This window comes from Oceanicaulis sp. LC35 (assembly GCF_052055585.1).
Taxonomy (GTDB): domain Bacteria; phylum Pseudomonadota; class Alphaproteobacteria; order Caulobacterales; family Maricaulaceae; genus Oceanicaulis.
Window position 1 is genome coordinate 178,665 of record NZ_CP170485.1, and the last position, 16,136, is coordinate 194,800.

General features: G+C 64.0%; 12 protein-coding genes. 1 reads left to right on the forward strand and 11 read right to left on the reverse strand.

The window, feature by feature from the left end:
* Nucleotides 1-71: 71 nt before the first annotated feature.
* The 10 genes from ACFELO_RS00850 to ACFELO_RS00895 all read right to left on the reverse strand — a co-directional run bounded on the left by ACFELO_RS00850 (nt 72) and on the right by ACFELO_RS00895 (nt 12,557).
* Nucleotides 72-1,367, reverse strand: a complete 1,296-nt coding sequence (locus tag ACFELO_RS00850) for an MFS transporter (protein WP_440958687.1) — start codon at nt 1,365-1,367, stop codon at nt 72-74.
* 71 nt (nt 1,368-1,438) lie between these two features.
* Nucleotides 1,439-1,741, reverse strand: coding sequence for a hypothetical protein (locus tag ACFELO_RS00855; protein WP_440958688.1), 303 nt, complete (start codon nt 1,739-1,741; stop codon nt 1,439-1,441).
* 78 nt (nt 1,742-1,819) lie between these two features.
* Complete coding sequence (locus tag ACFELO_RS00860; protein WP_440958689.1) at nt 1,820-2,248, reverse strand: acyl-CoA thioesterase; 429 nt, start codon at nt 2,246-2,248, stop codon at nt 1,820-1,822.
* Nucleotides 2,245-3,186, reverse strand: a complete 942-nt coding sequence (locus ACFELO_RS00865; RefSeq protein ID WP_440958690.1) for a 3-keto-5-aminohexanoate cleavage protein — start codon at nt 3,184-3,186, stop codon at nt 2,245-2,247. The genes ACFELO_RS00860 and ACFELO_RS00865 overlap by 4 nt, the downstream gene beginning before the upstream one ends.
* A 4-nt stretch (nt 3,187-3,190) precedes the next feature.
* A complete protein-coding gene (locus tag ACFELO_RS00870; RefSeq protein ID WP_440958691.1) occupies nt 3,191-4,774 on the reverse strand; it encodes a BCCT family transporter in 1,584 nt (527 codons plus the stop codon).
* Nucleotides 4,741-6,276, reverse strand: a complete 1,536-nt coding sequence (locus tag ACFELO_RS00875; RefSeq protein WP_440958692.1) for a carboxylesterase/lipase family protein — start codon at nt 6,274-6,276, stop codon at nt 4,741-4,743. Before ACFELO_RS00875 ends, ACFELO_RS00870 begins: the two co-directional genes overlap by 34 nt.
* A gap of 4 nt (nt 6,277-6,280) precedes the next feature.
* Nucleotides 6,281-7,279, reverse strand: a complete 999-nt coding sequence (locus tag ACFELO_RS00880; protein ID WP_440958693.1) for an NADPH:quinone reductase — start codon at nt 7,277-7,279, stop codon at nt 6,281-6,283.
* Nucleotides 7,280-7,286: 7 nt separating this feature from the next.
* Nucleotides 7,287-8,090, reverse strand: a complete 804-nt coding sequence (locus tag ACFELO_RS00885) for an SDR family oxidoreductase (RefSeq protein ID WP_440958694.1) — start codon at nt 8,088-8,090, stop codon at nt 7,287-7,289.
* A 27-nt stretch (nt 8,091-8,117) separates the two neighbouring features.
* Nucleotides 8,118-10,421, reverse strand: a complete 2,304-nt coding sequence (locus ACFELO_RS00890; RefSeq protein WP_440958695.1) for a TonB-dependent receptor — start codon at nt 10,419-10,421, stop codon at nt 8,118-8,120.
* A 117-nt stretch (nt 10,422-10,538) separates the two neighbouring features.
* Nucleotides 10,539-12,557 (reverse strand): tetratricopeptide repeat-containing sulfotransferase family protein, encoded by a 2,019-nt coding sequence (locus tag ACFELO_RS00895; RefSeq protein WP_440958696.1) that lies wholly within the window; start codon nt 12,555-12,557, stop codon nt 10,539-10,541.
* A gap of 83 nt (nt 12,558-12,640) precedes the next feature.
* On the opposite strand from ACFELO_RS00895, the gene ACFELO_RS00900 reads away from it, so the two are divergent.
* Nucleotides 12,641-13,561, forward strand: coding sequence for a LysR substrate-binding domain-containing protein (locus ACFELO_RS00900; protein ID WP_440958697.1), 921 nt, complete (start codon nt 12,641-12,643; stop codon nt 13,559-13,561).
* Here the strand turns inward: ACFELO_RS00900 and ACFELO_RS00905 are convergent, their stop codons facing one another.
* Nucleotides 13,562-16,051, reverse strand: coding sequence for a zinc-dependent metalloprotease (locus ACFELO_RS00905; protein ID WP_440958698.1), 2,490 nt, complete (start codon nt 16,049-16,051; stop codon nt 13,562-13,564).
* Between the last annotated feature and the right edge of the window lie 85 nt (nt 16,052-16,136).

Below are 16,136 nucleotides of genomic sequence, written 5' to 3' on the forward strand. Positions count from 1 at the left end.
CCGGAAGCCCTGCGCATCCCGGACCAGTTATATCGGATACGACCAGAAGATGAACCCGTTGGGGAGGCGGGCTAGGCGCTGGACGCCTCATCTTCGGACTCACCGGCTTCCTCGACAGCGGTCTCGGCCCAGTATTCGCCGGCGGAGATGGCGGCGGGGGCCAGCAGGTAATCCTCGGTGCTGTCGGGCGCCTGACGACGGGTGATGCGGTAGATTGCGTAGGCGCTGAGCAAGAGACACAGGCTCACAAGATACCAGGCGAAACCGTTCGGGCCGAATGCCCCCATCAGGACGCCCGTGCCCAGCGGACCCAGCATGGCGCCGCCGCCATAGACCATGACCAGCGCGCTCGAAGCGGGGGTCATCTGATCGACCTCCAGCCAGTCATGAGTGTGCGCCATGGACAGCGGATAGAGGGTCATTGTCAGCCCGCCCGCGAAGAAGCCAGCGAGGGTCAGGGTCATCAAGCCGTGCTGCGCGGCCATCGGCATCAGGGCCGCGATCACCGCGGCCGCCGCCGCGACGCCGGCGATGACCAGTCGTCGGTCGATGGCGTCAGACAGACGCCCGATAGGCCATTGCAGCGCCGCTCCGCCCACTAGGCAGGCGGCCATGAAGATGGAGACCCCGCCCACTTCAAACCCCAGGCGACGGGCATAGACCGCGCCCATGCCCAGAATGATCCCGTTCGCCACTCCGGCGCAGAAGCTGCCTGTCAGGCCGAGCGGGGAAATGGAGAACAGCTTGCGCAAGGTCAGGCGCTCGACCTCCAGCACGAAATGCGGTTGGGGCGTCGAGCTCAGAAGGATCGGCACGAGCGCGCCGGAAATGATGATCGAGGAGAGGGCGTAGAGCGCCAGGCCGCTGGTGGGCGCGGTGTTCAGAAGCCCTTGCCCGATCGCGAGACTGCCATGGGTGATGATCATGTAGATGGCCAGAAGCGCCCCGCGATAAGCGTTCGAGCTTTCCCGGTTGAGCCAGCTTTCGGCGACCACATAAAGCCCCGCAAAGCTGAACCCGGTCAGAAAGCGCATGCCGGCCCAGACCCAGGGATCAATGATCAGGCCGTGCACCAGAATGGCGATGGAGCCTAGCGAGGCGAGGGCGGCGAAGGTGCGCACATGCCCCACTCGGCCGATCAGGCGTTCAGCGCTGGCCGACCCGGCGAAGAAGCCCGCGAAATAGGCGGTCATGACAAGACCGGTCAGGGCCGAGGAGAAGCCGGAATCTTCCGCCACCACGCCCAGAAGCGTGGCCTGCAAACCATTGCCCGCCAGAAGGAGCGCAATGCCCAGAAACAGCGCCCAGAGTTGCAGGACGGCCTGTAGCAGGCTGCGTTCAGCCAGGGTCTCGGTCTGCTGGCTCATGGCTGCACTCCTTCGCCTCAGGACCGCGCGTGTGCCGCAGCCCGGGTCAGGGTGTCAATTGCGCCGAAGGGCTAAGGCCGCTCATAGGGAACGGAGACGAACCAGACCCCGTCCACCTGATCCACAATCCGCCCGCCCAGCGCTTCGGCCGAGGCGCGGTCCGGGCAACCGGCGAGATCAGCGCTGTCATCAAGATAATTGCCGGTGACAGCGGTTTCCCCGAGCCGTCGGCACGGGGCGCCAGACACGGGATACCCGTCTCCAAATGCGCCGACCGAGGCCGGGAAAACGAACGGGGCGGGCTCTGCAGTCGTGGCGCAGGCGCCCAGCATCACAAGGAGGGCGCCGGACAGGGCGAGAGGCTTGAGTGGCATGGCGAACCCTTTTCTGTCTGCCCTGGCGAGCATCTCAACACTGTGCCTGCAGTTTGTCTGCAGGAGCAAGGGCGGGACCTAGTCCGTCTCCGCGCCCAGGCTCTCGAACTTCACCGCACGGGCGCGCCATTCATCGGGCAGGGCCGACGCCTTGCGCGCCTTTGTATCAAAGCAGACTGAAACTGCCGTCAGCCGCGCGGCCCGCTCCTCTCGGCCCAGTATGATCATGTCATAGACCAGGGTGACGGACTTGCCGCCCAGACGACCAAGACGGGGGCGGATTTCCAGCAGATCACCCGCCCGCACCTCGGCCACATAATCGATCTCGTGACGCACATCCACAAAGCCGATCCCGGTGGCTTCGGCGTCCGTGCCGGACCAGCCGAAGACCGCGTTCAACGCGTGATACGAGGCGTCATCAAACATCGCCATGTAATGGCGGGTGGTCAGATGCCCCATCACATCGCACAGCCAGGGATGAGCGACGGCGCGGAACGGGGCGATCATGCCGCCGCTCGCAGTTTCTTCATCTCTTCGAGCTTGCGCAGGCCCAGCGTCTTGCGCGCCTCCTCGGGCGTCTGGATGCGGGCGCCCATCATCTCGACAATGGAGCGGGCGCGCTCGACCAGCTGGGCGTTCGTCGCAGGCTGACCCTTGGCGAGATAAAGATTGTCCTCCAGCCCGACGCGCACATGACCGCCCATCAGCGCGGCTTGCGCGGCCATCGGCATTTCATTGGCTCCCAGACCAAAGGCGGCCCAGTTTGCGCCGTCTGGCAGATTGTCGACCATCGCCTGCATGTTCCGGGTCAGGCCTTCAGCGCCCCATTTGACGCCCATGCACAGCTGGAAGAGCGGCGGCTCCTCGAGAAGGCCTTCCGCCATCAATTGCTTGGCGAACCAGATATGACCGAGATCAAAGACCTCAAGCTCGGGTTTGACGCCGATCTTCTGAAGCCGTTCCGCGCCGATGCGCAGCATGCCGATGGAGGACACATAGACATAGTTGGGGACGTTGTAGTTGAACGAGCCGCAATCGAGCGAGCAGATCTCCGGCAGCAGCATCTCCACATGTTGCATGCGCTCCACCTGACCCACGCAATCGGTGTCCTTGCGATCAAAATCGGTGGGGTTGTCATCAGGCCCCAGGAACAGATCGCCGCCCATGCCGGTGGTCAGATTGATGATGATATCGGTGTCGTGTTCGCGGATCCGGTCCACCACTTCCTTGAACAGTTCGGGATCGCGACTGGGCGCGCCGGTGTGCGGATCGCGCACATGGATATGGGCGATGGCCGCGCCGGCCTTGGCCGCCTCGATTGAGGCCTTGGCGATCTCGGCGGGAGTGACCGGGACATGGGGCGTCTTGCCGGCGGAATCGCCCGAGCCGGTCACGGCGCAGGTCAGGATCACATTGCGGTTGAGCCTTTGATCTTGGGCGTTCACGTCGTCACTCCATCTTTTGCGGATCAGGATCGCCGCCAGAGGCGCTCCCGGGGGAAGAAAGGTCTTCGGAAAGCTGGCTCATCAAGGAGCGCGCCATCACCAGTCCGATCAGCACGACCGGGGCGGAGGCGATCAGGGCGGCGGTCTGGACCACGCGCAAACCGCCGACGAACAGCAAGGTGACGGGCAGAGCGCCCAGCATGGCGGCCCAGAACAGGCGTTGCCACAGTGCCGGGTCCTGCCCGGCGGGCAGCGACCGGGTGGCGCTCGACGCCAGAATATAGGAGGCGCTGTCATAGGTGGTGGCCGAGAACACCACGGCGGCGACCGCAAACAGGCCCATGGCCCAGACATCGAGCGGCAGGGCGTCCATGATCGCGACAATAGCCTGTGCGCCGCCATCGGCGTTGAGGTGTTCGACCACATCAACCGCGCCGGTCAGCTGCAGATTCAGGCCGTAATTGCCCAGAATGACAAAGAACAGGCCCGCGCCCAGCGTGCCGTATCCGATCATGCCGAAGATCACTTGCCGGATGGTGCGACCGCGTGAAATGCGCGCCACGAACAGGCCTACCACCGGGCCATAGGCGATCCACCAGGCCCAGTAGAAGATCGTCCAGTCGATGACGAACCGGGTGTCGCCGAAAGGTTCCGCCCAGGTGTTCAGCCGGATGAAGTTTTGCGCCACAAGGCCATAGCCGGTAATGCCCGCCTCAATGAAGAGACCTGTGGGGCCTGCGATAAAGACCAGCGCCAGAAAGGTGAAGATCAGCCCCACATTCAGATCGCTGAGACGCTGGATGCCCTTGCGAAGCCCTGCCGCCGCGCTCAGCGCGAACAGCACCATGGTGATCACCAGCGTCGCCACTTCCAGCCCGAAACTGGGCTCAACGCCCATGATGCGCGCGGCGAGCGCGGCGATCATCGGGGTGGAGAAGCCCAGCGAGGTGCCTGCCCCGCCCAGAAGACTGACCATGAAAATGGTGTCCACAATCCGGCCCAGCGGCTGGTGTGCGCCAAAGCCCGGCACGCCCGCACACCCTGTGCTCAGGCGCAGGAAGGGCACGCCGCGATTGTGATAGGCGTAACCGATGGCCAGCGTCGGCAGGCAATAGAAGGCCCAGGCGGACGGTCCCCAGTGAAACAGGCCATAGGCCGACGCCCATTCAATCGCTTCGGGCGTGCCCTGGGGCAGGCCGAAGGGCGGGGTCTGGAAATAATAGGCCCATTCGATCGCCGCCCAGTACATCAGGCCCGCGCCAATCCCGGCGCAGAACAGCATGGCCGCCCAGCCCAGCGTATTGAAGTCCTCGACGGCGTCCTCGCCGCCCAGCCGCACCCGGCCATAACGGCTGAGCGCCAGCCAGACCAGAAACACGATCAGGACGACGCCAAGGGCAAGATAGAGCGGGCCGATCTTTTCAGCGACAAAGTCATAGATCTGCGGCAGCAGGACTGCCCCGGCATCGGGGTTGATGACAAGCCCCAGGCACACCAGTCCAACAAGGCCGGCGCTGACGGTGAAGGCGATCCAGTCTGTATGGGCGGGCAGGGTCAAGGCGTCGTCTCCCAGCCCAGAAGCGGGCATAGATCTTCATCCATCGGCGCGTCGGTCGAAATTGGTTGATTCCAGACCCGAAGCGCGCCGGTCGCGCCAAACTCCGGCCAGTCGGGTTCGGCCCCGACCGGATTCGGATCACCTGTCCGGGCGAACCGGGACCAGCTGTCGTGCATGGCGCGGGTCAAAGCCCGGTCGGCCTCGGAGACAGGCAACCAGTCATTATGGGTATCAAAGACATAGGGGAGCTCTGCGCCATGATAGACCCGCAACAGGTCGGGTGCGTTGTCGCGCGCGCGCTCAAACCGGTAGAGAAAAACGGGCGCGCCCTGAGCCGAAACCCCGCGCGCCAGCGCCTGCCCCGGACAGCGCATCCAGCGGGCGGTTTCCAGACGGTCGAGCGCGCCCAGCGCAGAGCCTTCTTCGGCAAGCAGGCGGTCAACGCTTGCGTCGCCGAGTTCCGTGCGCCAGCCTTCAAGGCTCTCTTCCAACGCAGCGGCGTCCACATACATGCGCCACTCATCGCGATTGGTCCCGATCATCAGCGGCACAGCGTTCAGATCGCCCGCATCCAGGGCGTCGCGTGGCGAGACGGGCAGCTCAGCGGGGCCATAAACCGGGCCATACTCATAACCGGACAGGGTCTCGGCGGCGGTCGCAAGGATCAGGTCAGCGGATGCGGTGTAGGGATCATCCTCCAAAGCGCTTGCAAGCTGCGCAAACGCCTCATGCGCGGTGTGTTCGGGACGGTTCGCGTCAAATTCAAACCCGCCGCTCTGACTGATCGCCCGATGAAACAGGCCTTCGGCCGCCGGAGACGCCATTAGCGCGCCGACCGCTGCGGCTCCCGCGCTTTCACCGAAGATCGTCACCTGATCGGGGTCGCCGCCAAACCGGCCAATATTGTCCTGAACCCACTCAAGCGCCGCGATCTGGTCCAGAAGCCCGGCATTGGCCGTCGCAGTGTCCGTATCCGGACCCAGATAGCCGAACGCGCCCAGACGATAGGCGATCGAGACGAGAACCACGCCTTCTTCGGCGAAGCTGTCGCCATGATAATCGGGCTCGTAGGACCAGCCGCCCGTATAGCTGCCGCCATGGATATAGACCATGACGGGCGCGGCCTCGTCCGGGTGGAGATCCGGGGTCCAGACATTGAGATAGAGGCAGTCCTCGCTCACGCTTTCAGGCTCTGGCGCGACCGTGCGGGCCTGTCCGAAGGCTTCGGCGATATCGCCGTACCAGTCCACATTGGAGGATGTCTGCATGCAGGCCGGGGCGAAGGAGCGGGCCAGGCGCTCCACGCTCCACGCCTCGACGGGGTGAGGCGCATGCCAGCGAAGAGCGCCCACAGGCGGAGTGGCGAAGGGCACGCCCCTGAACACGCCGCCATCGGGATGATCGGATAAGGTCAGCCCGAGAACCGGGCCGTACATCGTCTCCACACGCGGCGGCTCCGGCGTCTCGCTGTCGCAAGCGCTCAGGGCCAGAAGGGCGCAAATCGCCCCCGTGATGAGACTTCGGACCTTCAACCGATCAAACCTCCTGAACCTTCACGATCACCGCGCCGCGACGATTTCCGGCTTCCACAGCCGCGTGGGCGGCGGCGCATTCGGCCAGCTCATGGGTTTCCGCGATCCGGTGGATCAGTCCGCCCTCGGGCTCGGCCTCGACCCGGGCGATGTCGGCGATGGCCTGCGCCTTCGCGTCCTCGGGCATTTCGTAGACGATCACCATACGCACGGTGAGGTCCATGAACATCATGCGATAAAAGGGCAGGGTGGGGTTCATGTCCTGGGCGGAGGAATAGGTGCAGATCGCCCCGCCGATGCGGATGCAGTCGAGGACTTCGGCGAGGTTGGCGCCAAACTCCACTTCGACGACCTGATCGACTTTCTCCCCGCCCGTGGCCTTGAGCACGTCCGTACTCCAGCCCGGCTTGCGGTGATTGACCACATGGGCCGCGCCCGCTTCGAGACAGGCCGTTTCGTCCTCGGGATTGCTGGCGGTGGCGATGACCCGGGCGCCGGCGCGGCTGGCCCATTGAATGGCGTAATGGCCGACCCGCCCGGCCCCGCCCGTGACAAGGATGGTCTTGCCGAACGGAGCGCCTTCCGCGAACACGCAGCGATGGGCGGTCATGACCGGAATGCCGTAGATCGCACCGGTCTCAAAGCTGGCGCCGTCCGGCAGGGCGGGCGCGCGACTCTCGTCAATCACCACTGACTGGGCGGCGGTGCCGAAGCGGCGTCCGTGCTGGGCCTGATAGACCCAGACCTTCTGACCGATGCGCGCCGGATCAACACCCTCACCCACCGCCTCGATCACGCCAGCCCCGTCTGAATGCGGAATGACATAGCCGTTGTCGAGCAGGTGCGGGAAAGAGCCCATGCGCTTCTTGACGTCGGACGGGTTCACCCCGCTGGTGGCGATCTTCACGCGCACCTCGCCCTTGCCGGGGTCGGCGACGGGCTCGTCGCCCAGGATCAGCGTGTCTTCAGCCTTGCCGAAGCGCTCAAAATAGATGGCTTTCATGGCCGCCTCACTTGACCGGGAAGGACAGGGATTCCGTATGTCCATCAATGGCGATGGACTGGCCGGAGATGCGCTCGCCGCCTTTGGAGCTGAGATAGACGCACATATTGCCGACATCCTCGGCGCGGATGAATGTCTGCATCGAGGACTGGCTTTCATAGGTGCGGCGCACCTCTTCGGGGCTGACCCCGCGGCTCGCCGCCTCGCGTGCGATCACGCCTTCAATGCGCGGACCTTCGACCGAGCCCGGGCAGATCGCGTTCACGCGCACGCCATAGGGTCCCAGCTCCATGGCGAGGGTCTTGGTCAGGCCGATCAGCCCCCATTTCGCCGCCGCATAAGGCGCACGATAGGGAAAGCCGAACAGCGCCGCGTTCGAGGCGATATTGATGATCGCGCCCTTGCCAGCCGCCTTCATTGCCCGTGCGGCATGCCGGGTGAAGTTGAAAGCGCCGATCAGGTTCACATCCAGGCACTGGCGGAACCCGTCTGCATCCAGATCCTCCACCGGACCGGTAGGGCCTGCGATACCGGCATTGTTCACCAGCGCATCCAGTCGCCCGTGCGCATCCAGCACTTCACTGACGACCCGTTCGGCGGCGGCGGCGTCAGACACGTCCGCCCGCGTGGCCCCGCAGCTGGGATGGGCGTCCAGGAAGGTCGCCAACGCCTTCTCGTCCACATCGCAGACATGCACGGCCCAGCCGGCTTCGTGATAGGCTTTGGCGATGCCACGCCCAACGCCTGCAGCGCCAGCCGTGACCAGGACGACAGGAGCGGCGTCATTCGCCGCCTGAGACACTGTGCTCATATTCGATCCTCAAACCCTGCGTCGTCTCTAGAAACGCTGGGACAGGCTGACGCCGAAGGTGCGCGGCTGGTTGGTCGTGATCCGGCTGTCAAAGTCGGTGGCGTTGCGATAGAGCTCGGCCCGCTCGTCCGTGACGTTCCGGACAAAGGCGGTGACGGTCCAGTTGTCCCGACCCAGCCCGGCCGATAGCCCCAGCAGGGCATAGGCTTCCTGCTCGGACCGGTTGGCGACGAAGAGGTCGTTATAGGACCGGCCCACATATGATCCGCGCACATTCCAGAAGGCGTCAAAATCACGCCAGGCGAACTCATAGCGCGCGTTCAGATAGCCTTTGACCGACGGGATGTAGGGCAGCTCCGTCCCGTCCGGCGCATCGGGCGTGGTCGCATTGATGTTCTGGCTGAAGTCCTCGCTCAACTCGGCCTGCAGCAGGGTCATCGCGCCTGTCAGGGTCAGATTGTCGGTGGCGAGCCAGCTGATATCCGCCTCAAGGCCCAGAACCTGCGCTTCCCCGGCGTTCTGGGTCAGACCCAGCGGGGATTCCGACGGGTCAAAGCGGGTGAATTGCACGTCGTCCCACTGCATCAGGAAGGCGGCGCCGTTAAAGCGTAGCACGCCATCCGCCAGCATGGTCTTCCAGCCAAACTCGTAATTGGTGATCAGGTCGGAATCATACGTGCCCGGAATATTGGAGGTGGAGGACCGGTTCACCCCGCCCGGTCGGAAGCCTTCTGACACCGTGGCGTAGAACAGGCGTCCGGAATTGGGCTGCCAGGTCAGATTGAACTTGTAGAGGCTGCCTGATTCTGACTGCTCGACATCCACATCCGGACTGCCTGTGAACACGGTGCCCACAAAGCCCTCAATGGAGCTGTCGGTGTCGAACACGCGCGCGCCGACCGTGGCGGTCAGAGTGTCAGTGAGATCATAGGACAGCTCGCCGAAGATTGCGGCTTCCGTGTCCTCGCGCACCTGGTTGGTGGTGAAATAGGCCAGCTCTCCATCCACCGCCATGCCCGGCTTGATGGTCGGAATGTTCCAGTCGAAATCGAAATCGTGCTCGGCGCGTTGATAGAAGACGCCGGCGATCAGGCGCAGGCGATTTTCCTGCGGCGTCGCCAGTCGGAATTCATGGCTGTCGCGGGTGTACTGGCTGCGGTCCTGATACTGGATGCGCGGATCCTCACAGGCGTAGAAATCATACGCGCCCGCAGCGGAATCGTAAGCGTAGTAACAGGTGTAATAGTCGATATAGGACGAGTATTCAGCGTATTCGGAGTAATCATTGTCATACTCCACCTCACGGTCGAGGAAGGAGCCTGAATAGGTCACGTCCATGCCGGCGATGCGGCCCTCTACGGTCGCGCCCAGCTGGGTGAAAGTGTCTTCGGAGCGGTCGTTGAAGAAGCGCTCCACTTCCAGATCGCCCACATCTTCAGGGTCATGATCCCAGACGCCTTCGGTTTCCTGGGTCTGATGCAGGGCGCGAGCGGTCAGCGTCCAGTTGTCATCAAGATCAATCTGAAGGGCTGCGCGGGCGCCCGTGGTGGTTTCCTCGTTGAAGTCCTCTTCAACATAGGGCGCGTTATCCACGGTGATGCCCGAGCGCGAGAAGGTCTTCGTCGCTGCGACATTGTCGATATAGCCCGCCGACTGGTCGTGCCAGCCGACAATGCGAAGCGCAGCGCGATCGCCCAGCGGCAGGTTCACGAAGCCCTCAGCGGTGTAGCCGACGCCGCCTTCGCTCACCGTCTCAGTGGACAGGTCATAACCCGCTTCAAAGCCACTGGCGTCGGGCGCGTTGGTGATGATGCGCAGCGTGCCAGCCTGCGAGTTCGCGCCATAGAGCGTGCCTTGCGGGCCGCCGAGCACCTCGATTCGCGAGACGTCGTAGATGTGGACATCGAGATTGCGGCCGATGGCGGTCACCGGCTGGTCATCGAGATAGAGGCCGACGCTGGGCTGTGACCCGGAGGCATTGCCGTCGCCGCCGTCTGAAATGCCTCGGATATAGATTTGCGCCGAGCCAGGGCCGACGGAGTTGAAGGAGACGCTGGGCAGAAGCTGCGCGTATTCCTCAAAATCGGTGACGCGTTGCTGATCAAGGAAGGTGTTGTCCAGCACCTGAACGCTCAGTGCGACGTCCTGCAGGCTCTCTTCGCGCTTTTGCGCGGTGACGGTGATCGTCTCGATTTGCCGGGGCGCGGCGCTCGCATTCTGCGCCAGGGCGACGCCCGGCAGGCAGAGCGCGGCTGCGCACGTGGTCGTCATCAAAAAGGCGGCGCGAGATGTCGTGTTGCGTCGGCCTGACATGTCCTTGGATCTAGCCATGAAGCGTCCCTCCCTCGATCTGAGCGTGCGTCATGAAACGCGCACATTGGGGCGGACCATAAGGGAGTGCGTGGCGGGTCGCCGACCCGAAAATATTCGTCGATAGTTGAGTTATACTCACCTATCCCAATGGCGACCTTCACCAAGCTCCGCTTCAAGCACGGCTTTCAGCGGGGTGAGCTGGTCCTCAAAATTAAGCCATTGCGTTGTTCCGCTTTGATAAATGGGTTGGCGAACCTGTTCGGAGCTGGCGGTGCGGACGGCACGGTCTGTTGAGTGAAAGTTCACGCAATCGGGGTGAAATTCCACCCCGACATAGTCCAGAAGCCGGCGCACTTGCGGCTCGAAATCAGAGACCATGTCCTCATAGATCACGCGCAAGGCGGCGCCCGGTTGCGCCTCGTCAAAAGCACGCATCACACGCAGATAATCGCTGTAATAGCGGCCGATCTCGACAAGATCGTAGCTGAAGTTCTGGCCCCGCGCGAAGAGCTGCTTGAAGTTAGAGAAGCCGCAAGCCAGCGGATGGCGCCGCGCATCGATGATCTTCGCGTTCGGCAGGATCAGACGGATCAGCCCCACATGCATGCAGTTGTTGGGCATTTTGTCGATGAAATAGGGCGCATCGCCGCGATGAACCCGCGTGCGCTCCAGATACTCCGCACCCAGAGCGTTCACGGCGTCCCGGTCGAGATCGGCCAGCATTTCCGGATAGGACGAGGCGTCCGTGCGCCGCTTCTTGCCGGACAGGCGACGGGCGATGGAGATGATGTCGGGCAGTTCGAATGTCCCGTCGATCCGGGGATGGCTGGCGAGAATCTGCTCCAGCAGGGTCGAGCCCGAGCGCGGCAAACCCAGAATGAAGATCGGATCGGGCGACGGATCGCCCCAGCCCTGACGCGCCTCAAAGAAGCTGCGGCTGAAGAAGGCGGTCACCTGATCGGTTTCGGCGCTGGTTCGGTCAGCGTCATAAAGCACGGTCTTGCGGCGTAGGGCGTTGCCGGTCTCATAGGCGCTGAACGCCTCCTCAAAGGTTTTGCTGTCTTCCAGCGCCTTGCCGAGCGCGAACTGCAGATGGAAGCGGTCCTGCACACTGATCCCGTCAGTCTGCAACGCCTCTTTCATCCGCGCGATATCAGTGGCGTCAAACCGGACGGTCTTGAGATTGGCGAGGCTCCAATAGGCCTCCCCCAATCTGGGTTCGGCAGTGATGGCGTTGCGATAGGCGGTGACCGCGTCCTCGCGCTGGCCAATGGTTTTCAGGGCGTGGCCATAGCTGAGCTGTATGCGCGCCTGATCGGGATTGTCCTTGAGGATGCGGGCATAGATCTCGCACGCCTCCTTGTGATGGCCGGTCCGGACCCGCAACAGCGCCTTGAGGATGGCGTGGCTGGGATGGTCGGGTTCGGCGCGGTCCAGCAGGGCGAGCTGAGCCTCCGCCTCCTCAAAGTGTTGGAGCTTGATCAGGCAGTTGGCGTAATCGTGCCGGGCCATGTGAAAGTCCGGCGCCAGTTCCAGCGCGCGCTCCAGCAGCTTGCGGCAATCCTCGAAAACACCCAGCCGGAGCGCGACATCGGCCAGAAGCCGGATGCCGGACACATCGGTGGGATGGGCTTTCACAAAGCGACGCAGGAGCGCTTCGGCGCGGCCGAGTTTGCCATCCTGGATCAGACGCGCGGCTTCCAGCAGCTCGGGGGACTGCGCGCTGCTGGCGGCCTGTTGCTTGGCCGCTTCCAGCGCGCCGTCCGCATCGCCGGCGCGTTCACGCAATTCCGCCAGCAGACGCCAGGCCGGCGGGAAGTCAGGGTCCGCCCGGGTCAGGGCTTCAAGCCGGGCAATGGCGGACGTCAGCTGCCCCAGAGCGGCTTCAGCCCGCGCCGCTTCCAGCGTCAGGCCGGGATGCGCCGGAAACTGCCTCAGCGCTTTCTGTGCGAGTTTGAGGGCGTCTTCGGGGCGCCCAAGCCGTCGGGTCGCCTCGGCTTCCACATGGAGCGGCAGCGGATGAACCGTGCCTTTCGCGCGGGCGTCACGGGCCGCAGTCAGGGCCGCTTCGGGCTCGTATTCGACCCAGATCGCCAGATCCCGACCTCTGCGCCCGGCGAGGGACGGGGCGGGGCGTGAGCGCGGATGGGTCATGGCGGCTCCGATGTTTGTGTTTGACGCAAGCCCTCATCAAGCCTGACTATCGCCCCGTAATTCAAGTCAAAGTGCTGCGCTTCATGCAAAGACGTCTGCCGCCTCTCGCCTCGCTCCGCGCTTTTGAAGCCGTAGTGCGTCTGCGCAGTTTCAAGGCTGCGGCGGCTGAGCTGAACGTGTCCGCCTCCGCCATCAGCCACCAGATCCGGCGTCTGGAAACCGAGTTGAACTGCCGCCTCATGCAGCGCAATCGCACCGGCGTCACCCTGACCGCTCAGGGCGAGCGCTACGCCTTTGGCGTGACCCGGGGCATGGAACGCCTGCTGGAGGCGACGGAGGAGTTGTTGTCAGATACAGGCAAGTGCCTGACGCTTCAGACCTATTCAACCTTCGCTATTCGCTGGCTTGTGCCCCGGCTTGCGAAGTACGCCCGCGCGACCGGGCAGAAGCCGATCCGGCTCGTCACGTCCCAGAGTGATGTGGATTTCAGCGTGGATGCGGTGGACGCCTGCATCATGATCGGTCACCCGCAAGACCCTCAGGTCGCCTATCAGCCGCTGTTCAACTCGCATGTCTTCCCGGTGGCGAGCCCTGACTATGTCGAGCGCTATGGCCCGATCAGCCAGCCTTCGGACCTGCGCGATCATCCGCTTTTGCAGGTTTATCCGTCTGCGGACGATTGGTCGACCTGGCTGACCGCGACGGGCCTGACCGGCATCAGCCCGGCAGGCGAGGGTCTGTTTGACAGTTATGATCTGGCGCTCAACGCAGCGGTTGGCGGCATGGGGGTGGCGCTGGCGATTGAGCCCTTCGCCCAGACCGAACTTGAGTCCGGCGCCCTGGTGGAGCTTTTCCCCGAACGCCGCACCGCCTTGCCCGGTAACTGGTATTTCGCCACGCCCTATTCAAAGCGCGGGCTCGACAAGGTCGCTGCGTTCGAACGCTGGCTGATGGATGAGCTGGCGCAGGATTCCAACCTGCACTCGCTCACCCGGTCCGCCTGATCAGTTCAGGCCCAGCCGCACGCCGCTATCACAATGGAAACACCCGTCCGCGCCGATGGGGCTGCCTGGCGGAATGTCGGTGTTCGGCGTGGAGACCGTGCGGCCCTCGTCAATGGCGGCGAGACCGGCGCTGATCATGGCGGACAGGGCCGAGGCCTGATCAGCACTGACCGGGGCGCGGCGACCGCTCAGACCCGATTGCAGCGTGTTCAGCCGATGACGCGCCAGACGCGCCGCGCTGGGCGTGGAGCTGGCGGCATTGGACAGAAGCTGGCCCACATACTCCGCTTGAAGGGCCTGGCGGATGGGTTGCAGGCGGGCGGCCTCGTCACGCGGGGCGTCAAACAGAACCGCCTCGATGCCGTCAAAGACGCTCACGGGCGACAGCCCGTTCTCATGACGCGCGCTCTGTTCCTCCATGCGCGCCAGACGCGCCGGGTTCAGCATGGCGTCAAGCGTGATCCGACCTGCGGCGGCGGCGGCGTTGGCGCGGCTGAAGGCGGGATACTGGTCGCTCTCGAACTGCTCACGACGGGCGATGGCGTCATAATCGGTGAAGGGCGAGGGGGTCAGGAGACGCAGCGTCTCATCGGAAATGTCGAGCAAAGCCGGGTCGAGCGTGGCGGCCAGCGCGTCCAGCGCCTGACGCTGACGGGCGGGATCAAAGTCGCTGACGCCGCTGACGCCGGGGCCGTTGACCTCATAAGCGAAGACCACCCCGCCAAGCGCCTTGGCCGCGGCTTCCACCTGATAGCGGTGATAGAGATAGATGGGCGGGAAGACATTGCGGATTTCACTGAGCGGCAGGCCCTGCGCCATTACATCCGTGCCGAAGCGTGCAAGCGCGGCCTCGCGCACCACCAGCGTATCATTGAGCGCTTCAACCGGGTCCGCGCCATTGTCCCACAGATTGGCGAAGGGGTGGCCGGCGGCGTTGCCGCGGGCATGGCGGTCGGAAATGTAGAGCAATCCATCCTCTCGGGCGTCCGCCAGGATCGCAGCGAGGCCCGCCTGTTCGGACGCTTCGTCCGGATACTGGGAATAGAGCCAGGAAATGCTGGCCACATCCCATGCGCCAATGCCCACATCATAGGCGTCTGACGCATCAAAGCCGGTGTCCTGGTCAAAGCGGATCAGAGGCGCGGGATAGTCCATCACTGAGGCGCGATCATTGGTGCTGGCTGCGAAATTGTGCATCAGGCCAAGCGTATGGCCGATCTCGTGCGCGGAAAGCTGACGCACGCGCGCCAGCGCCAGTTCAAGCGGATCATCCTGCGCGCCGGTGCCGGTGTGCTCCACCCCCATCAGGCCTTCAAATATCCGCCGGTCCTGACGCACGCGCTGGCTGCCGAGGATCACATGACCTTTGAGGATTTCGCCCGTGCGCGGATCGACGACCGAAGCGCCATAGGACCAGCCGCGGGTCTGGCGGTGCACCCATTGGATGACATTGTAGCGTGAATCGAGCGGGTGCACGCCTTCGGGCAGAAGCTCGACGCGATAGGCGTTTTCAAAGCCCGCCGCTTCAAAGGCGTCCGCCCACCAGTTGCCGCCCTCGATCAGGGCTTGCTGGATCAGCTCGGGCGCGCCGCGATCCACATAATAGACGATGGGTTCAACCACCGGGCCGGAGGCGGCGTTGGGATCAACCCGCTCCAGACGATGACGCTGGGCGAAACCGCGCTCGAGTGGAGCGTCCAGCGGCGTCGCCATGTCATAGCGGGTCATCTCGAACGCGCCGCCGCGCGGGTCAGAGGCGCGGGTCTCATACCCCGCTTCAGGCAGGGCGATGAAAGAGTGGTGCACGGTCAGGGTCACCGCCTCGGCAAAGGGCGCGGTGGCGCGCACTTCAGAGCCGGGATTGTTTGCGGTGAGGGTCAGCAGTGCGTCGACCTCAATGTTCTCCGGAAAGCTCAGAACGCTGTCGGCCAGGGGCGCGCTGCGGTCAGCGCTGACCGAGAAGGAGCCTTGCCCGGCATTCTCAAGATAGCCGGCCGCATCAATCGGGTCGCGCGTAAGGAAGCCTGACAGGTCGATCAGCACTTCGCCATTTGCGCGCTCAGACACGATGTCGGTGCGCCAGATCACGGAGCGGGCGAAGGATTGCGCGGTCGCCGCCTGTTCATCCGCGCCTGTGCCGAGAGCCGCGTAGCGGGTGTTTTCAAACTCAGCGAAGACCGCATCGCCCACACGGGAAAAACGCAGGATCCAGGTGTCGGTCCCCAGACCCCGGTCCAGCCCCACAGGGTTGGAGCCGAGCCCTGAGGTCAAACGCGCCGTATAGATCATCCGGCCCAGCGTGCCGTCTTCAGCCGGGGTCAGGGCGGCCAGAACCCGGCCTTTCGCCGGATCGGGATAAAGAGCGATCAACCCGTCCTGACGGTTCAGCCCCTCAACGCTTTCAGAAAAGCTGGCGGCGGTCTGGGCCAGCGCCTCTGCGCCGGACAGGCTCAGGCACAGCGCCACAGCGCCGGTGATCACTCGCATCATGGTCAAACTCCCCTTGGCGCTGAACGCGCTCTGGTCTGAAAGCTAGCCAGCCCGGCCGGGTTTGAACAGGTCCGTCCCGGCAAAG